Below are 26,368 nucleotides of genomic sequence, written 5' to 3'. Positions count from 1 at the left end.
GCGTTTTCCTACGGCGTCGAAATCGAACATTTCGACTCGCGGAGCACCGCGAGATGTTAGCCATAAGATCTACAATGAACCGGCAGGTTTTCAGGACCATCCTTGTTGCCCTGCCCAAAGTGCTCAACCACACGGCGTCCCGCGTTCCTGCGTTTGCTGAACGGCTGAAGCAGCGCAACGTCGTCGCGTGGGTCGGACTCCAGGACGGCAGTATCGGCCGCATCGTGGAAATCCGAGGCGGTAAGTTCCGCTCCCGTTCGGGTAGCGCTGCCCAGGCCGAAGTGAGCATGGCGTTCAAGGATGTGGCGACTGCCCTGAAACTGCTGCTCCCCAATCGCGATCAGGGCGAGGTCATCCACGCGGCCAAGAATTTCAAGGTGGTTACGGCCGGACCGGACGAACTTGTGGTCTGGTTCACGCAGACCCTCAATATGAGCGAGACCGCCGGCCTGGCCATGGGGACGCCGATGCCCGACGGCAGCCGCCGCTATACCACCTGCACCAATGGTGGGCCCCTGTTCGTTTACGTCAAGGACGGCAGGATCCTGCGGGTCACGCCCATCGAGTTCGACGCCACGGACCCGTCCACCTGGGTAATCGAAGCCCGTGGCCGCAAGTTCAGTCCACCCCGCCGCGCCCTGGTGGCACCGCACGCGCTGACCATGAAATCCCTGGTTTATTCGGACAAGCGTATCCTCTACCCGATGAAGCGGGTGGATTTCGATCCCAATGGCGAACGAAATCCCCAGAACCGCGGCAAATCCGACTACGTACGGATCAGTTGGGACGAGGCGCTGGACATCGTCGCCAAGGAGATCAACCGGCAGAAGCGCGTCCACGGGCCTGGCTCGATCACCTTCCCCATGTCGTCCCATCATCAGTGGGGAAACGTGGGCTACTACCTGAGTTCGCTGACGCGGTTCGCAAACCTGATCGGCTTCACCCGGGTTGCCGCCAATCCGGACAGCTGGGAGGGCTGGTACTGGGGCGCGATGCACCATTTCGGCAATTCAATGCGTGTCGGCGTGCCTGCGGGCTATGGCGGAGTGGAAGATTGCCTCAAGGAAGCCGAGATGATCGTCTTCTGGTCCTGCGATCCCGAAAGCACCAATGGAGCCTATGCGGGATTTGAGGGCACCACGCGTCGTCTTTGGGCCAAGGAACTCGGCATCGAGTTCGTGCATATCGACCCGCATTGCAATCCGACAGCCCAGTTGCTGGGCGGACGCTGGTTTCCCGTACGGCCACAGACCGACGCGGCTCTGGCCCAGGCGATCATGTATGTCTGGGTCACGGAAGGCCTTTATGACGAGGAGTATGTCGCGACCCGCACCACCGGCTTCGACGAATGGAAGGCGTACCTGCTGGGCGAAACCGATGGCGTCCCCAAGACACCCGAATGGCAGGAAGCCGAGACCGGCATCCCTGCCAGGGACGTGCGCGCCCTGGCCCGCAAGTGGGGCGGCAAGAAAGTCTATCTAGCTGTCGGAATGACCGGCACGGGTTTCGGCGGTGCGGGCCGCGGCGCGACCGGAGCCCAGTGGGCTCGCTGTATGATCATGATCATGGCCATGCAGGGCTGGGGCAAGCCGGGCATCAATTTCGGCGGTCTCCAGATCGGGGTCCCGCACGACCTGCATTTCTATTTCCCGGGCTATGCAGATGGCGGGATATCCGGCGACCTGGCGTGGACCGGCAACGCCGTCAACAATTATCAGCGCATGCCGCACATCCTGACGATGAATCCGGTCAAGCAGATGGTGCCGCGCCAGCAACTGCCCGACGCGATCATCAACGGCCACGCCACCGGCTATCTCTGGGACGGAATGGCCCAGGAGGCCCAGTTTGCGCCTTTCAGCTATCCCATGCCGGGCTACTCGCCAATTCACATGATCTACCGCTACGGCGGATCGTCCCTGAGCACCGTAACTCGATCGGGGCGCTGGGTGGACGCTTATCGGCACGAGAGCATCGAGTTCGTGGTGAACCAGTCCATCTGGATGGAGGGCGAGGCCCAGTTCGCCGATATCATCCTGCCGGCCTGCACTTCACTGGAGCGCTGGGACATCGGCGAGTGGGCAAATTCCGGAGGCTATGCCCATCACGGCGTCAACGTCGTCAATCATCGCCTCATCACCCTTCAGCATAAGTGCATCGAGCCTTTGGGTGAGTCGAAGTCCGACTACGACATATTCACCGCCATCCTGACCAAGTTGGGCCTGGGCGCTGTCTTCACCGAAGGCTGCAGTGAACTCAACTGGGTCAAGCGGGTGTTCGATTCGTCAGATCTACCCGGCGAAGTTTCCTGGAAGCAATTCTGTCGCAAAGGCTACTACGTCGTGCCGCCCGAAAAGCCGGAGCTGCGCCAACCCGTCGACATGCGCTGGTTCGCGGAGGGAAGGCGCAAGGATCTGCCGGAACCCTTTCCGATGCCGTCCCAGTATGCCGAAGAGTTCGGCACGGGCCTGCAGACGCCAAGCGGCAAACTGGAATTCGTACCCGAGATCCTTAAGCGGAACACGGCAGACAATCCGGACCGGCCGCCGGTCAATCGCTACATTCCCTCCTGGGAAGGGCTGCGCACCGCAGAGTTGACGGAGCGCTATCCGCTCCAGATGATCGCCACGCATAGCCGCTATAGCTTCCACACCAGCATGGACGGCAAGAACAGCGCGGTCAATCAGGTGGAGGACCATCGTGCCCTGATTGCTGGCCATCGCTTCTGGTTGCTGCGTCTCAACCCGGCTGATGCCACCGCCCGGAGCATTGGCCATCGTGACCTGGTGAAAATCTTCAACGACCGCGGCGCCGTGATCTGCGCCGCCGACATTTCGCCCCTGGTGGCTCCAGGCGTCGTCAAGTCCTATGAGGCCAGCGCCGAGTTCCAGCTTATCGAACTTGCCGGGGAGACTATCGAGATCGGCGGCTGCCTGAACATCCTTACCTCGGACCGATCTCAAACACGCGGAACCAGCAGCATGGCTCCCAATTCCTGCCTTGTGCAAATCGAGAAGTGGCAGAACGCGCACGCCTTCAAGATGGCTGCGCGGCGTAGGAGGACGTCTTGAGCAAGTGGAACCTGATCATCAACGTCGGCCGCTGCGAGAACTGCTATAATTGCGTCATCGCGGACCGGGACGAACATGTTGGCAACGACTTTCCGGGCTATTCGGCGCCGGCGGCTGCCGTGGGTGAGAGCACGATCCGCATCCTGCGCCGAGCGCAGGGCAGTGCGCCTATGGTGGAGACCACCTATTTACCGGTGATGTGCAATCACTGCGATGACGCGCCCTGCATGCGATATGCGGGCGACGCCATTCGTAAACGCGAAGACGGCATTGTTATTATCGATCCAGCCAAGGCTCGAGGCCGCAAGGACATCCTCGGCTCGTGCCCGTATCGGGCAATTGTCTGGAACGAGGAGCAGCAGGTGCCGCAGACCTGGATCTTCGACGCCCATCTGCTCGACCAGGGCTGGCAGCGGCCTCGTTGCCAGCAGAGTTGTCCGACGGAAGTCTTCGAGGCGGTGAAACTCGATGACGTCGCCATGGAGCGGATGGCGACCATCGAGGAGCTCAAGGTGCAAAAGCCCGAGCTCGGGACCAAACCCCGCGTCTGGTACCGCGGTCTGGAACGATGGGAGAAAAGCTTCATCGGCGGCAGCGTCAGCGCCGACATCGCCGGAGTGTTGGAATGTCTCGAGGGGGCGGAGGTGACCCTGTCCCAGGGAGGCAATGTTCTCACGAAAACAGTCACCGACGGCTTCGGCGACTTTCGCTTCGACAATCTGGTCGGGGATGGAGGCAAGTATCGCGTCGAAGTGTCCCATGCCCATGGTAGCCTTTGGCGGGACTGCGTCCTATCCGAGAGCGTCTATCTGGGTGAACTGAGGTTGACCCGCCCCGGCGCTGCAGACGCGCGGGGGGCCGCCGATGCTTGACAGAGGTAATTGCTGCTCTGACATGACCCAGCGACGAACCAGCCGGCAGGAGAGCCGGGGAACGAACGTTGCCCGCATTCTTAGTGCAGCAGAAACTTTGTGCGCGATCTATGGATCCGGCAAAACGAACGTGTGCGACATCGCCAGCTATCTCAAAATGTCGCCAGCAAATGTCTACAGGTTCTTCCCTTCCAAGCTGGCGATATACGACGAGCTTGTTGCGCGGGTGCTCCAAAACAATTTTCCCGTCATGCAACCCGGCTACGGAAGATTTACGACTGCAGAAACGCTCCGAGAGTTCATGCTGGGGCTGTATCGGCATTCTTTTGCTCTCATGCGGAATGAGGGAAAGATATTCGAGCTCCTTACAGTCGCCGATGAGGAGCGCTGGCCGGCTTTCGAGGTACACGTAAAACGCGTGAGAGCCGCCGTCGCTGAACTTATCGAAGAGGGCATCCGTGCACAGGAATTTCGACAACAGGACAGTCGACGGGCCGCTGAATGCCTTTGCGCGTCAACTGCGTCCCTCTTGGAACCCAAAGCGATCAAGAATCTCCATCTCAGGCACCCGCTCATTACGCCCGAAGACCTGATTTCTTTCTGTGTCGAGGCTCTCCGGAACGGCCCTTCTTAATGCCGGCGATGATTGCCGGCACCAGTCCCGATGCAGCGGTTCTGCTGCATGGCCTCAAGACCTGGCCGGATGGCGGCTCCGACGTGGTGGAGTTCGTGCTCCAGGCACTCGAGATCGAGCCGGAGGAAGCTCGTCGCATCGCTAATTGCCGCCGCCGTTCAATTGAGCCGGCGCGAATTTATAGGGAGGAAGATCACAATGCTCGCAAAAACCCGTGGCGGCGGCGGTCGCCCCATTGTCGCATTGCCCGATGTTGAGGCATTCGAGCAAATCCCGCTGTCGGACCGTAACCTCCCGGCAAGCACCTACGAGATGCTTGCGCGCGGCGCGGCTGTCGGGCCGGATCAGCCTGCCCTGTCCTTTTTTCTGCGCGTCGACGATTTCCGTGAGCCCTTCGTCTGGACGCATGCACAACTCCTCGCTGACATCACGAGGACAGCCAATGCCCTCCGGCGGTTGGGAATAGGTCGCGACGACGTCGTCGCCTTCGTGCTGCCCAATCTGCCCGAAGCGCATTTCGTGATCTGGGGCGGCGAGGCGGCGGGCATCGCCTTCGCGATCAATCCGCTGCTTGAAGCGGGACAGATCTCAGAGCTCCTCATTGCCGGAAAGGCAAAATGGCTCGTCACTCTGGCCCCCTTTCCGGGAACCGACATCTGGCAGAAGGCGATCAAGGCCGCGGCGAATGTGCCGGACTTGCAAGGAATTCTAACCGTCAGTTTCGCACCGTATCTCCGTGGAACCGCCCAGAAAGCCACGGAGGTACGCTCGCATGCCTCGGGGGTCGATGGTCGTTCCATCCCCGTTCTCAGCCTGCGTCAGGAAATTGCCTCGGAACGAGGCGATAGGTTGACCTTTGAGATGCCAAGCTCCGCAGACACCTCTTCATACTTCTGTACAGGCGGCACGACCGGATTGCCCAAGATCGCCGCGCGCACCCATGTGTCGGAAGTGTTCGACGCCTGGTCCACCCAAGCCTATGTCGGGAGTGTGTTCGCACCGGGCAAGACGATCTTTTGCGGCTTGCCGCTCTTCCACGTCAATGGGCAGTTGGTGACGGGCCTCATCCCGTGGTCGCAAGGCGGACATGTCGTCATGGGCACGCCGCAGGGCTATCGCGGAGAGGGAGTTATTCCATCCTTCTGGGAGATCATCGAACACTATCGGGTCGTGGCCTTCTCGGGCGTTCCGACTGTATATTCGGCACTGCTGCAGGTGCCGGTCGACGACCGCGACATTTCGAGCGTCGGCTACGGTTTTTGCGGCGCGGCTCCGATGCCCGTTGAACTGTTTCGCACTTTTGAAAAGACGACGGGAATCCGTATTCTGGAAGCCTACGGCCTGACGGAAGGTGCCTGTGTTTCCAGCGTCAATCCGCCGGAAGGCGAGCGACGTGTCGGCTCAATCGGCCTACGCCTCCCCTACCAGAAAATGGCCGTGGTCAGACTTGACGATTCCGGCGGCTTCACCGGAATGGCCGGGACGGAAGAGATCGGCGTGCTCGCGATCCACGGGCCGAACGTCTTCGCTGGCTATATCAATGCCGAGCACAACAAGGGTCTCTGGCTTGAGATCGACGGCGAGCGCTGGATGAACACCGGCGATCTCGCTCGCCAGGATGCGGACGGATACTTCTGGCTGACGGGTCGCAAGAAGGAGCTCATTATCCGGGGCGGCCATAACATCGATCCCAAGCTGATCGAAAATGCAGTGCAAGATCACCCGGCGGTACAACTGGCCGCAGCGGTGGGAAGACCCGATGAGCGCGCCGGAGAACTGCCTGTCCTCTACGTTCAGTTGAAGCCGGCGACGACGGCGTCGGAGGTGGACCTGCTTACTCATGCCGTCGACCGTATTCCAGAGCGCGCTGCACATCCCAGATCGGTCCGGATTCTGTCTGCGCTTCCCGTCACATCCGTCGGCAAGATCTTCAAGCCAGCACTGTCGATGCTGGAGATCGAGGATGTGGTGCGCCAGGAGGCGGCGTCGACTGGCGTGAAACTCGAATCGCTCTCGGTCGTTCAAGATGCCCGACTCGGGCTGCTTGCGAGAATTGCAACCGAGGGCGATCCAGGCCCTCTCCGCGAAAAACTGGGTCGCTACGCCTTTAGGGCGCAGTTCCTCTGAACGTTCGCGAGAAGAAAAGGACGTCAACCATGCCCGTTACGAGATCGGGGCAGCCAGCACTCTCTTGGGCAATCCATCAGTCAGGAAACCAGTCATGAACGCTCCAACTCGGATCCCCGTCACCAACCTTCAGCACCACGTCTTCTACGTTACCGACCTGGAGCGCTCCAAGGCTTTCTATATCAAGCTTTTCGACCTCCAGTTCTCCGCTCTCAACCATCCAGACAGCAGCGCCGCAATGCGTTTGTCACAGCAGGAAATGCACTTCTTCTCGTTCGGCTTCCACCACCACGACATCTGCCTGGTGAAGCATCACAAGCTGAAGCTGGACAACAATTCCATGCTGCATTTTTCGCTTGCCGTGAAGGACGCGGAGGCATTCGACGGTGTCAGACGCCGCGCGCGGGACATGGACCTATCGATCCGCGAGGGGCGCATGCTCGCCTCCGCGCGCCCTGTGTCGCGCGCTTTTTGCGTCCGGGACCCAGACAAGCACTGGATTGAGATCATTGAGGAGTCCAACAGATGAGCAACACCGCTTTAGTTCCCCCGAACGTCCTGCCCCCATTCAAGCTACGCTTCGCTGGCCTCCTGAAGCGGAAATGGTTCCGCGAAATGGTGCTGTTGTGGCCAACGCTGACGAAGCGGCGGTTCTCCAACAAGACCGAAGACTACGGCGTCTTCAGACCCTCGCTCGTTTCTCACATCGGGCAGCTCTCCATCTATGTGCGCGACATCGCGCGAAGCCGGGCCTGGTACGAGAAAGTTTCCGGCATGATCCACAGTCGCACCTGCGAGCCCGAACCGCATCCGTTCAAGGAAGGCTGGCGCATTCGCTGCTGCTACATGAGCGCAACTGACCACGAAGAATGCCTCGCGCTCGTCGAGGAATACGATCCCTCCGGCAGGATTACGGTGCCTTCGGGCATGAGCTTCTTCCATTTCGCGCTCGAGGTGGAAGGAAACCAATTGGAAGATGTCCTTGCCTTTGCCAAGCAACAGCAGGCGAACGGATTCCAGTTGAACTACGGTCCAGTCCGCCACAACAGCGATCCGCCTCTGGGCGACGGCGAGACCGGCGGCAACGTCGCCTGCTATCTCTACGATCCCGACTGGCACAATGTCGAATTCTGCGGGGCGATGGACACGATCGAGAACTATCGCGCGCGGTACGGGGACCTCAAGGGCAAGGACCGCAGCTAACGCTGCTCCGAGCAAAAGCGCTGCGAGCGGATATTCGAGCCGATTTCAAAGCGGCCCTCCTCAAAAAAGGAAATGAAATGGTAGTTAAAGTGACCCGATTTACAATCGGCAGCGAACCCCTATGGGGAATTTTGGACGGAGAAGAGATTGCGCCGATCGAGGGCACCTTCGTCTCGACCGCCGACATCCTGCGCCGCCCTCCCGCTGAGCTCAAGACGCGGACAGGCGCTCAACGTTTCCCGATCAGCTCCGCAAACATTCTGAGCCCCGTCACAGCGCCGGCGCAGATCGTTTGCCAGGGTCTGAACTATGCAGATCACGCTGATCAATCGGGGCATGCGCCACGCCAGAAGAACCTGCTGTTCATGAAGGCCGCCTCATCGCTGTCGGGAGCGTTCGATCCCGTGATCCGGCCGGCCGGATGCCAGATGCTCGACTATGAAGTGGAACTCGGGCTTGTCCTGAAGCGACCACTAAGTGTAGGCGATCACGTAACCCGAGAGACCCTCGGCGATTTCATCGGCGGGCTGGTCCTGTGCAACGACGTGTCAGCTCGCGACGTCATGTTCGGCGAAGCTTTCTTACAGTGGTTCCGTGGCAAAAGCGCCCGTACCTTCTGCCCCTGCGGCCCTTGGCTGGTCATTCCAGAACCGGAAGAGGTGGCCGAGTTGCTCGACAGGATTGAGATCCGCCTCTGGCTGAACGACGAACTGCGACAGTCGGCCCACACGCGGGACCTCATCTTTCGCCCGGAAACCTGCCTCAACGATATTGCCTCTCTGATGGACCTGTCTGCGGGCGATCTCGTCCTAACAGGGACGCCGGGCGGAGTGATCCTGCAAGCGAGCGCCCCCCTCGCCCAGATCCTGACGACCAAGCTCTTCAAGGATTCGGAGCGGAAAGAAGCGATCGTCCAGGAAGCGACCGCGCACGCCCGTTACCTCACCCCGGGCGACATCATGCGCGCCGAAATGCGAACCGATGACAACACCGTCGATTTTGGCAGGCAGTTGCTCGGAGTTCTGGACGCGTGATTTTGGCGGATAGGACGCCCAAGTCGCCGCCCACAGCAGAGCCCGATCAGGTGTGAAGGGCTCGACGGTCACCTGCTGGTCCAGTCCCTTAACCTAGACCAGCAGGTGACGCGCAGGAGCTGCAGGAAAAGTGAGCAATGCGCATTTCCTTAGGCTTTGCGGAAAAGCGACACGTCTCTGAGGAGGGAGACCCGCATGAAAGCTATTAATTTGTCGACCGGATTGTTCAGCTGTCTTTTGATCACACCGGCGATGGGAGGAGGATTCGATCTTCTGGGGCAGTCGAATGAAGCCCTTTTCGAGACCGGACGCTACGTTGAATTCGGGGTCGGCTTTGGCAGTCCGAACGTGGGCGGGCAGATCCTTGCCGTCGGGGCCCCGTTTGTTTCGGGTGATACTGCGCCCACGGTTCCATTCTTCAATGGCGCCTTCAAGGCCGATATCAACGAACAATTCTCAGGAGCAATCATCGTAGACAATCCTTATGGGCGCGCACTTGAGTATGATAGCGGACCGCTGTCCGGCCTGTCGGGAAATGTCGAGTCGATCGCAGTTACAGGTTTGCTGCGTTACAAGTTCACAGATCGTTTCAGTGTCTTCGGCGGACCCAGACTGCAACGTATGGGGGGCAACACCGATATCTCAGTTTTCGTTGGCGGCGTGCCCGCCGGTTTTGGCAACGTGACCTTTGGCGACACCTGGGCGGCTGGCTACGTGGTCGGGGCCGCCTTCGAAATCCCGGAGGCCCATGTCCTGGCCACAATCACCTACAATTCCGCGATTAACTACGATTTTGACACCTCCGGCGCATATGGAGGGACGACGGATGTAGAGACCCCGCAATCGGTTAACGTCCATATCCAGGCTCCGATCAGCCTTTCCACGTTGCTCTTCGCGACGGTTCGCTGGGCCGATTGGAGCGAACACACGATCAATCCGCCGGGCTATCCTTTGGGATCGCTCGTACACTTCAACGACACGACGACCTACAGGCTCGGCGTGGTGCAGATGTTCAGTGAACAATGGGCGGGATTCACGTCTCTCACTTACGAGCCGTCCACTGACGTGTCTGCTGAAGGGCCGCTCGACGCAACCGACGGCTTGTGGGGCGCCACGCTTGGGGCGATCTACACGAAGGACCGAGTGAAAATAACCACCGCCATCAGTTACCACCAGTTCGGTGATGCTTCGGGTTCGTTCGGAAAATTTACAGACAACGATCTAGTCAGCGCTGCCGTCAAATTGGGGTATTCGTTTTGACTTCGCTGCCAGGAACATCGTTCAGCGAAGCAAACATGCATCTTTCCGTGTGATGCCCTGTGGCTGTTGCGGGCGGCCCGTTGTGGACGATGAGACGCTGTTGAATGCATTTACTTGGCCCCCATTTGGAGGATCGATCTGCTGTCCCACGGAGGGCTTCAACCACGACATGGTAGAATGCGACCGTCTGCGAACGATCGGCATGACCCCGACCTGAATTCCCCCCGAGTGGGAGCCGCCGGCCCGCGCCGAACGATGCCCACTCCATTTTCCGGGAGCTTCTTCCTGCGGTGGTCTGCAAAAGCAATTCTGACCTTAGTACGCGATCTGCCCGTCCACCATCTGGCCGGTCGACGGGGTAAGCTCGCGTTTCAACACTTCGCGAGCCTCGCCGCTGATGACAGAAACCGGAGCCGCGACGGCCACGCGCGCTGCCGATCCGGCGAAATTAGCGGCAGCCACCCCTACACGATCGGCAAGGGTCGCCTCGCCTCCCGAAAGCGATTGTCCTGCAAGACGCCGGCCCAGCAGCCGTACCATGTCAGGACTATCTGCGAAGGTATTGTGGCCAAGCGGATCTTTCGACGCCACAGCGCTCGTGTCGATGACTGAGACACCGAGTTCGTCTAGAATAGATACGTAAGGCCTGAGATCGGAGCCTCCGACCCGGTCAACGCCGCCCGACAGCCAGCCCGAAACTTCGAGCGCCTTGTCTCGTGTCGATGTCAGAATCGCAAAATGCGGCCGCTTTGGTCCCATTTCGACGAACTGACGACGAAACACGTCGATGTCGATGTCCGGCGACGCCAGAATGACATTCCTGACCTTCGCCGGGATTGATTTTTCGCGCATGGCGACGCCCCGCAACGCCTCCGCCGCCAGCCAGCCTCCCATGGAATGAGCAAGAATCGTGACGTCTTGAACATCGGGACTTTTTGCGGCCTGAAGGATCAGATCCTCCAAGGCGCGACGCGAATAGTTGGCGCTCTCCCTGTCATAGAGGTAGTCGAACGCACGGCCCCGCGACGGCCAAGTGAAGAGGATTGGCGCCGCATCTGTTCCTGAGTCATGAACGATTTGCGCCAGGCGGAAGACGGCGTCGGCATAGGTATTGTTGAAGCCGTGTACAAAGATGAGCACCTGACGCTTGGAGTTTTGATGCTTGCGAAACCACTCCAGCGCCTGACGTTCGGATTCGGCCTTGGTGACCTCGAGTACCGCGAATTCCTTTTCCGGATTCGGGGGCACACGGGAGGGCCACTGCACCTCGCCGATCTTGCGGTTCCGATCCGGAGGAATGGACACAGCGACGCTGTTGAGCGAGATCGCCGTTCCGCGCTCGCCGGTATAGAGTTTGCCGCGGCTTTCCGAAGGCTTGCGTGTCGTAGCAACCAGCATGTTCACCTTGCTGGCGTCGCGGGCGGCCACCTCAGGAGGCTGAAGGACATTCTCGACCCGAGTTGCGCAGCCGGATGCGAAGATAGATAGCACCAGCATGGAAGAAAGCGCCCGCCGCGGGAACGCATATTTTGCAGCGATCCGCTCCGATCGGGCAGTCCGTTGCGGTCCCCGGGCGTCGTTTCGTCCGGGGAAAGAGAACCTGGAAATTGCCATGTCAGTTTTGCTCGATTTCATGCGGGATCCGGAACCAGGCGACATAGAGCGCCGGCAGGAAGAGAAGCGTCAGCGCCGTTCCCACGACGATGCCACCCATCATTGCGTAGGCCATGGGTCCCCAGAAGATCTCGTGCGAGATCGGGATCAGAGCCAGGGTCGCCGCCGCAGCGGTGAGCATGATCGGCCGCATACGGTGTTCGGTCGCCTCCACCACCGCCGTCCAGGGCGACTTTCCCGCGCCCCGCAATTCCTCAATCTCCACGATCAGGATCACAGAGTTGCGGATGAGGATGCCGACCAACGCGAGCACACCCAGGAGGGCGACGAAGCCGAGCGGCGCATTGCTCACGAGCAGCGCCACGACAACGCCGATGAGCGCCAACGGGGCAACCGAGAAGACCAGGAACAGCCTGTGAAAACTCTGAAGCTGGATCATCAGGAGGGTCGCCATGATGAGGAACATGGCCGGGGCCACCTTCGCAATCGGACCCATGGACTTGGCGCTTTCCTCGACCGCGCCGCCGACTGCAACGGAATACCCAACCGGCAGCGTCTTTTCGAACGCCGAGACCTTGTCGGCGAGCGCCTTCACGATGGTTGCCGGCTGCGTCGTATCACCGATCCCGGCCTTTATCGTGATGGTCGGGACCCTGTCGCGGCGCCAGATCGTCGGCTGTTCGAGTTCGTAGCGGAACGTTGCGACTGATGACAGCGGAACTGACTGACCGCTGCTGCTTTGCAGTTGCAGGTCGAGCAGGGTGTCGATCGAGCCACGCTCCTGTTCCGAGGCACGGCCGACCACATCGACCAGATAGATGTCGTCACGGACCTGCGTTGCAGCGTCACCTTGTACGACGGAGTTGAGCGCCATCGCGATGTCCTGAGAAGAGACACCGAGCTGCCGCGCCTTGTCCTGCAGCACATCGATCTTCACGACGCGTGCCGGCTCATTCCAGTTAAAGGCGAGATTCTTGAGGGAAGGATGGTCACCGACGATGGACCCCAGCTTCTGTGCCAGATCGCGCACTGTCTGGAGGTTTTCGCCGGACACGCGGTATTGAATCGGCTTGCCCACCGGCGGCCCGATTTCCAGTAGTTTCACGTAGGCATCAGTTCCAGGAAAAGTCCTCTGAAGGTAAGCTTCCACTTCCTGTTTCAGCTTGTCGCGATCGTCGAGCCCCTTGGCGAGGATAACTGTCTGTCCGAAGGACACGTCTGCCGGCTGCACGTCGAAAGAAAGGATGAAACGCGGCGCGCCCCTTCCGACATATGTCGACCAATGATCGACCGCTGGGTTGCCGGCTAACATCTCGCGTTCGAACTGCTCCATCTGACGGCTCGTTTCGGCAATCGAGCTGTTGTGCGGTAGGTTCCAGTCCACGATCAGTTCCGGCCGGTCGGAGCTTGGAAAGAACTGCTGTTGCACCATCGATAGGCCAACGATCGAACCAGAAAAGAGAAGGACAGTGGCGATGATCGTCATCCAGCGCCAGCGCAGGCAAAATTGCAGCAGGCGCGAAAACGCCCTCGCAAACCAGCCCTTGTGTTCGCCATGTTTCTTCATCGTCTTCGGTAGAATGGTCACGCCAATGAGTGGCGTGAAAAGGACTGCAACAATCCAGGAGACGACGAGCGATACGGATATGACGACGAAAAGGGTGAAGGTGAACTCGCCGGCGCTACTCTTGTTGAAGGCGACCGGTATGAAGCCCGCGACGGTCACGAGCGTGCCGGTCAGCATCGGGAACGCCGTGGACGTGTAGACGTAGGTGGCGGCCTTCCTGAGACTGTCACCCATTTCAAGCCGTGCCACCATCATCTCGACTGCGATCATTGCGTCGTCGACGAGAAGACCGAGTGCGATGATGAGCGCTCCGAGCGAGATTCGCTGCAGCGAAATGCCTGAATAGAGCATCACCATAAAGGTGATGGCGAGGACCAGCGGGATCGCGATTGCCACGACCAGGCCAGCCCTGAAACCGAGACTGATGAAACTGATCGCGAGAACGATGGCGACTGCCTCGAACAGGGCTTTTGTAAAACCGCCCACTGCCTCATGAACTACTTTCGGCTGGTCAGATACCTGTTCGACGGAGACGCCGACCGGAAGATCCTCAACGATCCTGGTCATTGTCTTTTCCAGCGCTTCGCCGAAGGCGAGCAGGTTGCCCCCCGTTTTCATGCCAATTGCCAATCCGATTGCCGGCTTTCCCTTGAAGCGGAAGAGCGAAGTCGGGGGGTCGACATAGCCGCGGGTAATGTTGGCAACGTCTGTCAGTGGGAAGAATCGGTCGTTTACCCGCAGGTTGATCCCACGCAAGGTGTCTTCGGAGATGAAGCGTCCTCCGACCCGCAATGCGACCCGTTCCGGTCCTGTCTGGACGAAACCCGACTGGGTAACGGCGTTCTGCGCCTGCAGCGTCGAAATGATGTCGGCGCGGTTAAGCCCGAGGGCCGCGATCTTGCGGGTGGAGAATTCGAGATAAATGACCTCGTCCTGTGCGCCGACGATATCGACCTTGCCCACGTCGGCAATCTTGAGGATCTGGGTTCGGGCGTCTTCGACGAAGTCGCGTAACTCCCTGTGACTGAGCCCGTCGCTGGTGAATGCAAAAATATTGCCGTAAACATCCCCGAACTGGTCATCGAAGAACGGACCGACCACACCCTGGGGGAACTCGTGCTTGATGTCGTCGATCAGGTTGCGCACCCGCGACCAGGTGGGCTTTACATCTTGCGCATTCGTATCCGGCAGCAGATCGACAAAGACGATCGTCTGGCCGGCGGTTGTGGTACTGCGGGTGTGTTCGAGATTGTTGAGCTCCTGCAGCTTCTTTTCGATGCGGTCGGTAACCTGCTGGGTCACTTCCTGGGCAGAGGCGCCGGGCCATTGTGCCTGGATCACCATCGTCTTGATTGTGAAGGATGGGTCCTCTTCGCGGCCGAGGCCGAGATAGGCAAAGGCTCCCGCCACTGCGAAGATGATCATGAAGTACCAGACGAGCGAGCGGTGTTCGAGCGCCCAGTCTGAAAGATTAAATTTGTTCACGGGCGATTATCCTGTTCAGTTCTCACACTCTGCCCCTCGGCAAGTTCATTCACGCCGGCGACGACGACCTCTTCTCCGTCCTTGAGCCCGGAGAGGATTCGGACGGAACGGATGTCGGTGGAGGGGGTATCGAGCCGGACGGATTTGAGCGAGACGGCGTGTGTCGCGGGGTCGACCACCCAGACATGATCGGCGCCGTCCTTCTTGACGACGGCCGTTGCAGGTACGCTGATCGGACGCCCTTGCAGCAGGTCCGGCGGCGCCGCGGTCACCACCGATCCAAGCCGGAAGACCTCCGGCGCCTGATCGATGGCGATTTTCAGCCTGTGGGTGCGGGTACCGGCATCGGCCTGCGGACCGATCTCGTGCAGAAGGCCCGAGGTTCGCAGCGTATTGTCAAGCTGAAGGGCAACGTCGAACCGGTCCCCCTGACGCAAGGATCGGAAATACGCGTCTGGAACGTCGACGACCACATCTCGCTGATCGAGGCGTGCGAGTTTCAGGACGGGCTGACCGGCGGTCACTGTTTGTCCGACTTCGGCCCAAGTGGCGGTGACGACGCCATCAAACTCGGCCGTCAACGCGGCGTAGCCAAGCTGCTCGCGCGCCTTGTCCAGGCTGGCATTTGCCTTTCCGACGCCGGCCCACGCCGACTTCAGCATCTGATCGGCAAGGTCCAGATCCGCGATGCTCCCGGTGCTCGTCGAGGCAAGCCTCCGCTTGCGGTCCTGCGTCAACAGGGCGTTCTCAAACTGCGCTTCGGCATTGCGCAGATCGGCTTCCGCGCTGCGAACCGACAGCTGAAGTGCGATTGGATCGATTTCCGCCACGATATCGCCCGCGCGCACGAGCTCGCCGACGCTCACCTTGCGCGATACGACGCGGCCCAATGTCCGGAATGCAAGGTCGGTCTCAACCCTGGCTTGGACGATACCAGGGAGATGCAAGAGCTCCATTTGTGCTGCCTTCGCCGTAACGGACTTGACTGGCCGCGGCCTGGTGGTCTCACCAGCGCCGGCATCCTGATCACAGCCGGCGAGAATTGCGAGCGTTGCAAGGAGTGAACATGAAAGGTGAGGACGGTAGAAGCCAACCATCTACTTGCCCTCCCAAGCGACCGATTGACTTTCCCTGAGGAACTTGCCGCCCTCGGTGACAACAAGGTCTTGCGGGGCGATCCCGCCGGCCACAATCAGATCGTTCTGACGGTACTTCGCGACCGCGATCTTCCGCAGGGACACGGAGCGGTTTGCAGGGTCGATGAGCCACACGGCCGGTTCGCCAAGGGCAGAGGCGATCGCACTTGCAGGCAGGATAATCCCAGTACGCGATGGAGAACGGAATGCACCGACGACGGGTGTGCCAAGCGGCCATTGCGCATCTTCCGGCAGTGCGACCTTGATGCGGATCGTTCCGGTTCTCGTGTCGATGAATGGAGCGATTTCCCTGACGGTCGCTTGCGTTTCGAGCGCCCGATCCGCGACCGGCGCCACAGCCACTTCGCTCAGCGGCCGCCCTTCCAAAAAGAACGCCTCGAAGATGTTGAAGACCGCATCTCTTGGCCCGTCATGAGCGAGGGTGAAGGCAGCCTGCGCTGCCGAAACAACCCGACCGACCTCGATTTCGCGTGCGGTGATGATCCCGTCCGCGTCAGCCTTTAGCTCGGCATGGGACAGGGCGTCCTTAGCCGTCGCGAGCGCCGCTTCCGCAGTCTCCAGGGAGGCTTGCGCCGTCCGCAGATCCTTCTCTGCCTGATCGAAGGTTGCCTGCGAGATCGAGCGCGAGTGCAATAGCGCCTTGTACCGTTCAAACGTCAGCGTCCTTTGCTTGACGATCGCTTGTGCTGACTCAAGCCCGGCTCGGGCGACCTCCACATCGGCTCGTTGTTCGGTGTCTCCAACGCGGGCGAGGACCTCGCCGGCGTGCACATGCGATCCGACATCGACAAGGCGCTCGATCACCCGACCACTGACGCGGAACGATAGATCGGACTGGATCCGCGCCTTCACCTCACCGGTGATCTGGGCGCTCGGCTGATAGTCGCTCGCCGATGCACGAACGGCTCGAACCTGCTGCGGCGGCGCCGCTGTTTCGGCTTTGTCTTCGCAGGCGGCGAGATATGCGCAGGCGAGACCGATTCCAATCAAACGAAAGGGCTGCATGTTTTTTCTCCACAGCGGTTTGCAACCAAATGAGAGTGCGCTAATATCAATGACTAACGGGTTAGTCAATTAAGTTGAGCAAGAGGGCCGGAGCTTGCTGTTGACCACGCCGCGGGTCCGTGTACCCGGGTACACGGCGGGGTCCGTGAACCCGGGCTAACCTGCTAGGCTTGCTTGCAACCAAGCGATTCGAACGACCGGTCCAATCCAGCAGGAAATGGAAGTGTGATGACTAAGACCGAAAAGAAGACCTCGCGGGCGGAACAAAAGGCCAAGCGCCCTCAGGAGATCCTGGAGGCTGCGTTCGAGGAATTCTCCGTCAATGGATACGCGGCTACCCGGGTGGAAGACGTTGCCGCCCGTCTCGGGGTGACGAAGGGAACCGTCTATCTCTATTTCCCGACGAAAGACGTTCTCTTCGAGGAAATGTTCCGCCACATCTCGACGCCGTTCGCGCACTTGCTGGCTTCTGTCGGCACACTCGAAGGCTCGGCGGCGGACCGGTTGCGGGCCCTCCTGCTCTTGGCATACGAAAAGATCGCCGACGACCGCAAAACAAGAGAACTCCTGCGCTTGTCTTTGTCCGAGGGGACGCGCTTCCCCGACATTGTGGACCGACACCACGACGAGTTTATCGCCCCTTTGATTGCTGCCGTCCGTAGGTTGGTCGAGGAAGGCGTGGCATCGGGAGAGTTCCGCGAGGGGGCCGCGGCAAGGTTTCCCGACGTCGTCGCCAGTTCGATCCTTCATGTTGCCGTGTGGCGCCTGATGTTTGCGGATCGAAAGCCGATCGATGGGCCCGCCTTCATCGAGGCGCACTTCGACCTGGCCCTAAATGGACTTTTGCAGCGTTCATAGTTTCAGCTGGGATGCCGATCTCGGTGTACCTCTATGGCCGCATAGGGTTTCTCCTTCGGAGAGCCGTGGGTTGTAGAAAAGCAAGCCTTGCGTGTCGAAACCGAAGAACCTCCCGGTCGCCGGCAATCGTCCTGCCTTAGACACTGCCGCGTCGCCGTCAGCGCTTGTCAGGCGATGGAAAGACTTCGAATAAATTGCTCGCCTCCGACAACGATGAAAGACACAACGGCCATCATCAGACCCCGCCGGAAGCGCAGCTGCTTGATGATCCTGACGCGAGATGTTTTGAGCAACTCGGCGCCGAGCACCGTGGTCCAGTCGGACTTCCGTGCGTCTCGCACGAAGTCTTTGAGATCGGCAAATTTGTCGGGTTCGACATAGTAGACCTGCTCCTCGCAAGCACCGGACGTTTTTGCAATCAGGTCCTTCTCTGCGCGAGTTCGGCTTGGATAGAGCACTTGCCCGAACTGCAGGACGGGCAGGATGACAACACCCCAGACCACGGCGAAGAACAGCGGGCCAAGCGGTGCACGCGTCGGCAGGAGATCACCGAAATGCAGCACTAGATTGAGTGCCAGGATGTAGCCGGCACCAACGATCTGCGCCTTAGTATCATAGGCGCGTGCCGTCACTTGCGCTTCCTGCAATGCGGCAAGCAGCATTCTGTCTACATAGTCGCGCTTGTTCTCACTCGGCGCGGGGTGCATTGGGGCATCCGATCGACGAGGGCGCTCAAGGAGAGAGGTTGGGGTCTCCGGCATGGGTGTCTCCCTCAGTGCAGCCGTGCGAGAGCAGGCGCCGCGAGTGGACCTGGATCTGTCACCGGCTCACCCGTCTCCCGAAAGTGGTTGGCGGAGGCATAGGAGGCCAGCGCCAGCACGGTCACGATTGCGAGTCCGAGGACCTCGCAACTGCCAGAGAGACAGAGGCTAGCAATACAGACACAAAGAAACTGACCGGACGACGGGCGCATGAAAGCCTCCGCTCGAAAGGATCGAGGTTGTAAGAGTTTGGCGATGCGAAGGCCTACGCATAACCGAAACTGACCTTCGATTTGACCAATACGTCATTTCGACATTAACGTCAATATGAGAATTGCGCTATGTGCGAATAAAGCACTCGCGTCCGCTTGATCCAGCGCCGGGCAAGGAATCGAGGAATGATATCTCCCCGCGCGTTTGCGGGTCGCTTCTATGACGGCTGCGTCGCACGTCGCGTAGACCACGCCGACAATGCAATGCGAGCCTTAGAGCAGCATGATAACTAGACAATCTGGTCAATATGACCTATTTGTCTGAAAAAATTTCAGATTGTCTGCACCATGGCCAACATCAATCCGATCCGACGCGCCGAAATTGGGCGCGAAAAGCGCGCGAGAACGCGTGCGCAGCTTGTTGCGGCCGCCAATTCGCTGTTCGCCAGGCAGGCGGTGGAATCTGTCACGGTGGATGACGTCGTCAAGGAGGCCGGCGTCGCCAAGGGAACCTTCTATGTTCATTTCGACAGCCTGGAGGCAGTGACCGCAGCAGTCGGGGAGGAACTGGTGCAGTCCTTCGACGAACTGCTGCAGCCGGGCCGAGGCTCCCTCGCCGACCCTGCTTTAAAGATAGCCTTCGGATGCTATTCATTCATCGACAAGGCTCTCAACGACCCTCTATGGGCTAGTGTTGTCGCAAGACTGGCGGCGGCAGCTCCGAAGGGTGGCGAGATTGCGCGCCGCCGCCTCTTCGAGGACCTGCAGCAGTTCTCCGAGGCATTACCCGACGACGGAGTGTCTGCGGAGCTGAAACTGGAGATTGTCGTCGGGATCATGCTCCAGATCTTGCGCGCGCTCGGCGAGGGAAGGCTGTCCTCAATCGACCGTGACGCGGCCATCAGCGCGATTCTGCGCGCGATCGGCCTCGAAGCTGAGGAGGCCAAGTCTGTGGTTGCGCGCTTACCACTCCCCCCCACGCAGGACGATTCCTCGCGAAGCGCGACGAACTAAGCGCATATACAGTGCGGCGTTTTCAGACTGCCTTGCGACGAGCAGGCACACTACTGGGTGGCATAAGCATGCTATCATGCCGATACGCAAGTTTCGCTAGAGCCCCTTAGGGACTCCGGCTCTTTGGTCGGGCACTCCCGATGGCCCGAAGTGCCGCCTCCAGAGCCTGGCTGGACAATTCAGGTGGGGCGACTCGCTCGAGAATGCCACGGGTCACCTGCAGCCAAATGCCCACGAGGATGTCCGTAGCCAGTTCCGGATCCTGCACCGTCACTCGCCCCTGGGCAATTGCCTCGGTAATCTCGTTTTTGAGATTGTCGCGAATACTGCGGCCGAACTCACTGCGGGTTTGCGAGGTCTGAACTACCAACCGCGCCCAACCCGTGTCTGAAATCGCTTTTTCCAGGGATTGCGTGAAGGCGAAGGACAGGCGCGCGATAGGGTCTCTCATCTCGGTCCGGGCAGGCGCCAGCACGTCGCCGAAACTCTGGCCGAGTTGAGCACATACCGCAGAAACCAACTCTTCGATGTTCTGGAAGTGATAATAGAAAGTGCCCTTGGCGAGGCCGGCTGCCTCGGCAACAGCATCCACCGTGAGGGCTTTGGCGGGCGCTTGCGCGAGCAACACCGTCCCCGCTTCGACGATCTGCGCGTGCGTCCTCGCTCGCCTTTCGCGCCCGATCTTCGCCCGGCGCTCCAAATCTATCTTTGCCATTCGGCAACCTGCTCCGCCAAACCCCTACTTGATATGACCATATAGTCGTTTTGACTATATGGTTCAATTGCGCTCTCGCGTGGGTGCCATCCACTCGATCAGTCACCATCCCGAGAAGCCTGACAGCAGGACGAGCCGTCTAAAAGGGGAGTCGCGAAATCGCGGTATTTTAGGGGCGGGCAACCATATTTCCACCTCCGAACCGACGGGTGAATTTTCATATTGACTACTTCGTCGTATTGACGTTTAAGTTCTATTGATTTGATTGAGACCTCCCTCTCATTCATTTCATCCCTGATTTCATTTATGAGGTTCATCGATGCCGACCATTCTGCATCTCGATTCCAGCATCCTCGGCGGAAACTCCGTCAGTCGAGCGCTTTCGGCGGCGGTGGTCGCACGGCTCAAGAATCTCGATCCTGCCGTTGACGTGGTGTATCGCGACCTCGCAGCCCAGCCGATCCCGCACCTCACGGGCGGCTACGTAGCCGTGGTCAGGGGAGGCCTGGAGGCGCCCCACGATCCCGCACTTCGGGCCGACCTTGCTGTTGGCAAAGCTGTTCTCGAAGAGTTTCTGAGGGCCGACACCGTCGTTCTCGGCGTCGCCCAGTATAATTTTAGCGTGCCGAGCCAACTGAAGGCGTGGATTGATCGCATCGCGGTCCCCGGCAAGACGTTCCGTTACACCGAAAAGGGACCCGAAGGCTTGGTGGTCAACAAGCGTGTCATCATAGCGTTGGCGCGCGGCGGCTTCTACGGGCCGGGCTCCCCAGCCGAGAACTTCGAGCACACGCTCAGCTATCTGAAAAGTGTCCTGGCTTTCATCGGTATCGCCCATCCTGAGGTTATCGCTGCCGATGGGGTCAACGTGAGTTCCGAGCAGCGAAAGTCGTCACTGAAGGAGGCAGAGGCAAAGGTTGCCGAGCTAGAGATGGCATAAGCATGTTGCCGAGTCCGTTGGCGCGCTTGTGCAAGCCGCTCGGGCCGTGAAGCGGAACTGACCGTTGAATGTTCCAGCGCGCCTCCCCAATGCCTGCCAATTTTGATGACCGCCCAATTATCTCCGAGCCTGAACTTCCATCTCGCGAGACTATCGGCGCAGTTGTCCCGTGCCGCCCGCCCATCGCAGCAACGCCATCGTCGAACCTCATCGCTGCCGCGACCGCAGCCGCCCACTTCCAGAGGGGCTGGCCGGCTTCCCGCGCCCGCAGGCGTACCCTATATGCACGTCGCCGTTCTCAGGCGGCCTGGTGATCGAGCACAGGCCGACCACCTCGCCATCCTCAACGATCAGCCAGGCCGATGGACTGAATTCCTCGTCGACGCCGCGATTGAGATCGGACAGCATCCGCAATACCTCCTGAGAGGCGATGGAGCTGTCCTGCACGAGGCGGAGACCTATAGGAGCAACGCCGTTCGCCAGCGCGTCGAAGGCGCCGGGGGTAAGGATTGTAAGCATGGTTTTTCTCAGCTTTTGAAAGTACACCATTGTTGGCGATCAGGCCGAGACGCAGGTAAAGGTCAGCCGCCCACAAACTCTACCATCGATTGGCGCCACGTCTTCTGTCGTCTATCGCGCGCCGCATAACCTCTTCGCGGCCACAGCCGTACTTGTTCCTGTCGTAGCTGATCAGCTTGCCGGCGTTGTTGCTCGACGGCAAAAACCTGCGAGAACAAATTGCGATGACAGAGTTGCTCATGCCTTTCGATCAAGTTCCCGGCACATGGAACCGGCGCCGTAAAAGCTCGTTATCTTTGCTAAAGCCCTGAGGAGCCTACCATGTCCGATTCAGCAGATTTCCCACTTCTTGCAGACGAAATCGAAGCCGGACTGGCGGCCTACATGACCGACCCGGACCTTATACCGCCATCTGCCGGTCGTGCCGCCGCGGTTGAGACCATCCTACGCGACTGGCTTGTAGCACATCGGTACATGACGGACGTGCCGGAGCCCACTCCGGTTCGGTTGGATACGAAAGGCGTGAATCGCGAGGAAGTGCAGTACCCAGGCTTTATCAAGTAAAATTGCGGGTTGAGGATTGGCGCAGAAAATCCGCCGGCTGTTTCCGCATAGTTCGCGAAAATACCGGTCAGTATCGAATACGCGAGGAACGGCAGCGCCATCGATTCGCTATTCGCCTGAAGCTGCTTGCCGCGACGCTTTCAGCAATCGAGGTATCCAGCGCTCAAGCAGCGTCCGGATGCCTGCTTTGACGGCGCGCCATTGGGACAGTCCGCTTTTCTTGGGATCCATCCCTCGACAGTCAGCGATAAATCGCGAAAGATCACGGTGTATTTGCCGAGGACCGTGAACAGGTGCTGGCCCGGGTGAAGGAGGGTGCGCTACATGGAAACCGCAGCACCCTCAACCGTGCCGCCAAGTGCGCACACGGAAGTTCTTCAACGGACTCTCAGCCAGTGGAGGCGACCGAACACCGTATGCGGCAGATCATGCTCACCGCTGCGGCGGCAACTCTGGCGTTGATCCCGATCTCGCACGAGATCTTCTGGGGACCCATGGCCTACGCAATGATGGGTGGCATCGTCCTGGGAACGGCGCTGACGCTTCTCTGTGGCCTATGTGGTGGCGATCGTCCAGCAGATCAGTGGGCCATCTTCTGGATCGACGCGTTCTCCTGATTGAACGAACCCGTTTCGTTCGAGCACGCGATGCGAGCCGATGTTATCCCCAGCCGTTTCGGCCGAAATGTTTCTGACCCGCGCATCGCCGCATGCCCACCTCAGCAGTTCTGAAATAGCTGCCGTCGTGTAGCCGCGGCCCTCGCGCGAGGGCGCAACGCCGTACCCTATATGCACGTCGCCGTTCTCAGGCGGCCTGGTGATCGAGCACAGGCCGACCACCTCGCCATCCTCAACGATCAGCCAGGCCGATGGACTGAATTCCTCGTCGACGCCGCGATTGAGATCGGACAGCATCCGCAATACCTCCTGAGAGGCGATGGAGCTGTCCTGCACGAGGCGGAGACCTATAGGAGCAACGCCGTTCGCCAGCGCGTCGAAGGCGCCGGGGGTAAGGATTGTAAGCATGGTTTTTCTCAGCTTTTGAAAGTACACCATTGTTGGCGATCAGGCCGAGACGCAGGTAAAGGTCAGCCGCCCACAAACTTGCGACGGCTCATCTCCGCCGGCACGGCCGGTAGGTTGGAAGATTCGCGATGGCGATCAAAGGCATTCTCCCCAGGTGAGGCGTCGTTGGTACCAGCGAGTTGCTTCCCGTGCAATCCGCCTCTCTCGCCAGTACATATTTCGATGAAACACCTGTATTTCCTCGTCCGAGCGCGAGCCGTGTCAGCCGGGTGCGTTCGTTCTGCTCGTGCTGCGGGGCATCGCGTCTGCCTCGGTAATAGCGTAGTGGGATTAAGCGGCCGTGTTGGGAGGCACAAAGCTTTCGCACCTAACTGCGGCCCCAAGCGGGATTTTTGCCGTTCTCGAAGGAGTTTTCTCGATCCGATGATCATCCCCACGCCTGAGCCAGAATTCGCCTGCATCTCTTCTGAACGCGATGAACGATGCGAACAAGAACTGCCGTCGGATCGCCAGCCATGGCCGCGATTTGCGGCGCGACGTCCTCACAAGCGCTACTGATGAGTCCAGCAAGTTCCTCCACCCGTCTGATGGTCGATGCGCCGCTCATTCCGAGCTCCTTGGCCAGTTCCTGCCAATCGGAACGCCTCAAGTCAGTTGCGTGGAAACGTCCAGCAATAGCCTGCGGTAAACTCTGATCCACCTGGCGGTAAACCGCCGCACACATCAGGTCGTAGAGCGGCGCCATCTTTGCGGATCCTGCAGCACCGATCAGGATCGAATAGTTTTTGGCGTGTGAATCCGAGTTGCAGATCAGCACGTTGAAGATTACCGCATCGAGAAGCTTCAGGCGTTCAGCAGGCGAAACGAGATCGCTGACGGCGCCGAACATCATCTTCAGAGTCACGCCACGACCTGTCGAGGATCGCTCATATTTCTGTGACGGAAAATGACCCGTCAACTGGCAGAGGTCCTCCTGATGCAGCCTGCGGATCTCGCCTCGCGGATCCGTGAAGCGGTCATAGCGCTTCACCAGCAGATAGCGTCGTTTCCCGGCTGCGCCTATGGTTGTTTCTGCGGCGTCCAAGCCGCAGGCCCGTGCTAGGGTGAGACAGAAGGCTTCGTTCTCGACGCTTCCGGCAAGCCGTCTGGTGTCCGGCTTGATGATGTGGGTCGACGGCGTTCCGTCGACTGGTATGGAGATCTTGCCTTCTTCATCGACGAAGACCGGCAATTTTTCCTGCACGCCCGCAAGGGACATGGAGACGCCGCGCTCTCCAACCAGAAAGGGTTTGGCCGGAAGTTCGTTGAGTATCCGTTCCAGTGCCTGTTCATCCGGAATTGGCTCATGGTTGACGCCCGCCTTTCGCGCCTCCCCGATGGAGAGCGCGCCTGCCGTGTCCCGCCCGATGTGACCAAGCAGGCCCACAATGTCCTGCGGAGATACTTTCAGACGCTGGCCGATCTCGGCGAGATGTGCTTCCGGAAGAAGGTTGGCAAGCCATGGCAGCAGCCTGTCGGCGCCGACGGAGCCTGAACGCAGCGGCATGGTCAGCGAGACGGGGAAGGCCGAGCGGCGCGCTTTCCAAGAAAGATCGTAGTCGAGCCGCCATTCCCCTTCGAAGGTCATGCGCGCGACGGGAAGGGTTTCATAGAAGATGGTTGTCATCCACCCTCACCAAAGGTCGGCAGGAAGCCGAGGTCATCGTCCGGTGCGGTTGGGGTCATCTGGGCTGCCCTGAGATCGCCGATCTCGATGCCGACGGTACGCGCCACGATCAACGCCTTCTCGAGCTGGCAGCTCGGCTTGCCGGATTCGAGTTCGACGATGAAGCGCTCGCCCGTGCCTGAGCGAGCGGCAAGCTCGGTCTGGGTCCAGCCGAGGCCTTTGCGTTTTTCCCGAACGGCGGCGCCGAACTCGCGTGCGGACCTGAACATTGAAATCTCCAGTGGTGACTTACCGTACAGGAAGATTCTCAAAAGTCCAATGCGATCCGTACCGATCGGGAAGCAGCAGCACCAGCTACACAGAATCATCCTGCTCGGGAAGTTTGTGTTCCTCGTCCCTTGGTGAGCAGGAAGACCTTCGCGTGCACCGTCGTCGGCCCGCCCCGGATCCGGTTTGTGCCAGATGATTTCTGAGCGAACCCACCAACCAGCCTCCTGCAAGGCGATCGCCGAGCGGTTCGGGATCATGCAGAGGTCTATCAGAGGTCTATGGGTTTCAGATACCCGCCCTGCGATCGTGGTGGTGGCCCTCGCCGCCATTATCCCGGCACTGAATCGGTCCGACCGTCGCGAACGGCTTGTCGCGAAAAGTGCGATCGTCGCCCATGACATCCGCGGCCGACCGCCCGTTCGGAGTCGTGGCGTAGCAGTTACCATAGTTGAGCCAGAGCGAGCCCTGCGGCTTCAACCATGACAGCGAGATAATCGCCGAGCGTCGGCTCCAGGCCGATCTTGCCTTCAACACCATAGACGCGAAGACGCAATCGAGCGCGTTCCGATGCTCATGCCTCGCCTCCCTGTTCGCGGTAACGGTTGCCCTCCTGAAGAGGAGTTCATCATGAGCACAAAACCTACTGAACCTATTCCGATGCCCGGCCCGGCAGGCCTGACGCCATCTGAGCCCGAGGTTGTGACGGTCCCAGGCCCCAGAGACCCGAAAAGGCCCGAGGAGGTTTCACCAGATGTCCCCCGATACCCGCCCAACCCAGAGCGACCCATCGAGGAGCCG

At 59.8% G+C, this 26,368-nt stretch carries 22 protein-coding genes and 2 pseudogenes; 13 read left to right on the top strand and 11 right to left on the bottom strand.

Annotated features, from left to right (window positions below; all coding sequences use genetic code 11):
• Positions 1-74: 74 nt before the first annotated feature.
• The 8 genes from J3R84_RS32570 (at position 75) to J3R84_RS32535 (ending at position 10,198) form a co-directional block, all read left to right on the top strand.
• Complete coding sequence (locus tag J3R84_RS32570) at positions 75-3,068, top strand: molybdopterin-dependent oxidoreductase (protein ID WP_203529234.1); 2,994 nt, start codon at positions 75-77, stop codon at positions 3,066-3,068.
• Positions 3,065-3,940 carry a 4Fe-4S dicluster domain-containing protein gene (locus J3R84_RS32565; RefSeq protein WP_203529232.1) on the top strand — a complete coding sequence of 292 codons (876 nt, stop codon included), beginning with the start codon at positions 3,065-3,067 and terminating at the stop codon, positions 3,938-3,940. The genes J3R84_RS32570 and J3R84_RS32565 overlap by 4 nt, the downstream gene beginning before the upstream one ends.
• Entirely contained in the window at positions 3,933-4,574 is a 642-nt protein-coding gene (locus J3R84_RS32560; RefSeq protein ID WP_225906471.1) for a TetR/AcrR family transcriptional regulator, read from the top strand. The genes J3R84_RS32565 and J3R84_RS32560 overlap by 8 nt, the downstream gene beginning before the upstream one ends.
• Positions 4,575-4,772: 198 nt before the next feature.
• Complete coding sequence (locus tag J3R84_RS32555) at positions 4,773-6,701, top strand: acyl-CoA synthetase (RefSeq protein WP_203529230.1); 1,929 nt, start codon at positions 4,773-4,775, stop codon at positions 6,699-6,701.
• 94 nt (positions 6,702-6,795) lie between these two features.
• Positions 6,796-7,230, top strand: coding sequence for a VOC family protein (locus J3R84_RS32550; RefSeq protein ID WP_203529228.1), 435 nt, complete (start codon positions 6,796-6,798; stop codon positions 7,228-7,230).
• Positions 7,227-7,904, top strand: coding sequence for a VOC family protein (locus J3R84_RS32545; RefSeq protein WP_203529226.1), 678 nt, complete (start codon positions 7,227-7,229; stop codon positions 7,902-7,904). Before J3R84_RS32550 ends, J3R84_RS32545 begins: the two co-directional genes overlap by 4 nt.
• A 77-nt stretch (positions 7,905-7,981) precedes the next feature.
• A complete protein-coding gene (locus tag J3R84_RS32540; protein ID WP_203529224.1) occupies positions 7,982-8,938 on the top strand; it encodes a fumarylacetoacetate hydrolase family protein in 957 nt (318 codons plus the stop codon).
• Between the two features lie 195 nt (positions 8,939-9,133).
• Positions 9,134-10,198: an OmpP1/FadL family transporter gene (locus J3R84_RS32535; RefSeq protein WP_203529222.1), complete on the top strand. Its 1,065-nt coding sequence runs from the start codon at positions 9,134-9,136 to the stop codon at positions 10,196-10,198.
• A 315-nt stretch (positions 10,199-10,513) separates the two neighbouring features.
• Here J3R84_RS32535 and J3R84_RS32530 read toward each other — a convergent pair whose 3' ends face one another.
• The 4 genes from J3R84_RS32530 to J3R84_RS32515 form a co-directional block, all read right to left on the bottom strand.
• Positions 10,514-11,695, bottom strand: a complete 1,182-nt coding sequence (locus J3R84_RS32530) for an alpha/beta hydrolase (protein WP_203529236.1) — start codon at positions 11,693-11,695, stop codon at positions 10,514-10,516.
• A 118-nt stretch (positions 11,696-11,813) separates the two neighbouring features.
• The gene (locus tag J3R84_RS32525) at positions 11,814-14,864 is read right to left on the bottom strand and encodes an efflux RND transporter permease subunit (protein ID WP_203529219.1); all 3,051 of its coding nucleotides are present in this window, start codon (positions 14,862-14,864) and stop codon (positions 11,814-11,816) included.
• A complete protein-coding gene (locus J3R84_RS32520; protein ID WP_203529217.1) occupies positions 14,861-15,961 on the bottom strand; it encodes an efflux RND transporter periplasmic adaptor subunit in 1,101 nt (366 codons plus the stop codon). The genes J3R84_RS32525 and J3R84_RS32520 overlap by 4 nt, the downstream gene beginning before the upstream one ends.
• Complete coding sequence (locus J3R84_RS32515; protein ID WP_203529215.1) at positions 15,962-17,026, bottom strand: efflux RND transporter periplasmic adaptor subunit; 1,065 nt, start codon at positions 17,024-17,026, stop codon at positions 15,962-15,964.
• Positions 17,027-17,254: 228 nt separating this feature from the next.
• On the opposite strand from J3R84_RS32515, the gene J3R84_RS32510 reads away from it, so the two are divergent.
• On the top strand, positions 17,255-17,884 hold the full coding sequence (locus J3R84_RS32510; RefSeq protein WP_203529213.1) for a TetR/AcrR family transcriptional regulator: 630 nt from the start codon (positions 17,255-17,257) through the stop codon (positions 17,882-17,884).
• Positions 17,885-18,051: 167 nt separating this feature from the next.
• Here J3R84_RS32510 and J3R84_RS32505 read toward each other — a convergent pair whose 3' ends face one another.
• Positions 18,052-18,591: a malate:quinone oxidoreductase gene (locus tag J3R84_RS32505; protein ID WP_225906470.1), complete on the bottom strand. Its 540-nt coding sequence runs from the start codon at positions 18,589-18,591 to the stop codon at positions 18,052-18,054.
• A gap of 614 nt (positions 18,592-19,205) precedes the next feature.
• Here J3R84_RS32505 and J3R84_RS32500 point away from each other — a divergent pair.
• Positions 19,206-19,871, top strand: coding sequence for a TetR/AcrR family transcriptional regulator (locus tag J3R84_RS32500; RefSeq protein WP_203529209.1), 666 nt, complete (start codon positions 19,206-19,208; stop codon positions 19,869-19,871).
• 106 nt (positions 19,872-19,977) lie between these two features.
• Here the strand turns inward: J3R84_RS32500 and J3R84_RS32495 are convergent, their stop codons facing one another.
• Positions 19,978-20,586 carry a TetR/AcrR family transcriptional regulator gene (locus J3R84_RS32495; RefSeq protein WP_203529207.1) on the bottom strand — a complete coding sequence of 203 codons (609 nt, stop codon included), beginning with the start codon at positions 20,584-20,586 and terminating at the stop codon, positions 19,978-19,980.
• 319 nt (positions 20,587-20,905) lie between these two features.
• Between J3R84_RS32495 and J3R84_RS32490 the strand changes: the two genes are divergently transcribed.
• Complete coding sequence (locus tag J3R84_RS32490) at positions 20,906-21,526, top strand: FMN-dependent NADH-azoreductase (RefSeq protein ID WP_203529205.1); 621 nt, start codon at positions 20,906-20,908, stop codon at positions 21,524-21,526.
• 207 nt (positions 21,527-21,733) lie between these two features.
• Here J3R84_RS32490 and J3R84_RS32485 read toward each other — a convergent pair whose 3' ends face one another.
• The gene (locus tag J3R84_RS32485) at positions 21,734-22,045 is read right to left on the bottom strand and encodes a hypothetical protein (protein ID WP_203529203.1); all 312 of its coding nucleotides are present in this window, start codon (positions 22,043-22,045) and stop codon (positions 21,734-21,736) included.
• Positions 22,046-22,366: 321 nt separating this feature from the next.
• Here J3R84_RS32485 and J3R84_RS32480 point away from each other — a divergent pair, with 321 nt between their 5' ends.
• Positions 22,367-22,609 carry a hypothetical protein gene (locus J3R84_RS32480; RefSeq protein WP_203529201.1) on the top strand — a complete coding sequence of 81 codons (243 nt, stop codon included), beginning with the start codon at positions 22,367-22,369 and terminating at the stop codon, positions 22,607-22,609.
• Positions 22,610-23,004: 395 nt separating this feature from the next.
• Positions 23,005-23,226 (top strand): annotated as a pseudogene (locus tag J3R84_RS39185) (hypothetical protein); the annotation flags it as partial.
• On the opposite strand, the gene J3R84_RS32475 reads toward J3R84_RS39185, so the two are convergent.
• The 4 genes and pseudogenes from J3R84_RS32475 to J3R84_RS39180 all read right to left on the bottom strand — a co-directional run.
• The gene (locus J3R84_RS32475) at positions 23,164-23,634 is read right to left on the bottom strand and encodes a GNAT family N-acetyltransferase (protein ID WP_203529199.1); all 471 of its coding nucleotides are present in this window, start codon (positions 23,632-23,634) and stop codon (positions 23,164-23,166) included. The pseudogene J3R84_RS39185 and the gene J3R84_RS32475 sit on opposite strands and share 63 nt — an antisense overlap.
• A gap of 427 nt (positions 23,635-24,061) precedes the next feature.
• Positions 24,062-25,300, bottom strand: a complete 1,239-nt coding sequence (locus J3R84_RS32470; protein WP_203529197.1) for a type II toxin-antitoxin system HipA family toxin — start codon at positions 25,298-25,300, stop codon at positions 24,062-24,064.
• Positions 25,297-25,569, bottom strand: a complete 273-nt coding sequence (locus tag J3R84_RS32465) for a helix-turn-helix domain-containing protein (protein WP_057221040.1) — start codon at positions 25,567-25,569, stop codon at positions 25,297-25,299. The genes J3R84_RS32470 and J3R84_RS32465 overlap by 4 nt, the downstream gene beginning before the upstream one ends.
• 128 nt (positions 25,570-25,697) lie before the next feature.
• Positions 25,698-26,117, bottom strand: a pseudogene (locus J3R84_RS39180) (DNA-methyltransferase); the annotation flags it as partial.
• Positions 26,118-26,368 lie beyond the last annotated feature (251 nt).

Origin of the sequence: Ensifer canadensis (assembly GCF_017488845.2) — a bacterium.
GTDB classification, from domain to species: Bacteria; Pseudomonadota; Alphaproteobacteria; order Rhizobiales; family Rhizobiaceae; genus Ensifer; species Ensifer canadensis.
This window is presented reverse-complemented; position numbering and strand designations above follow the sequence as displayed.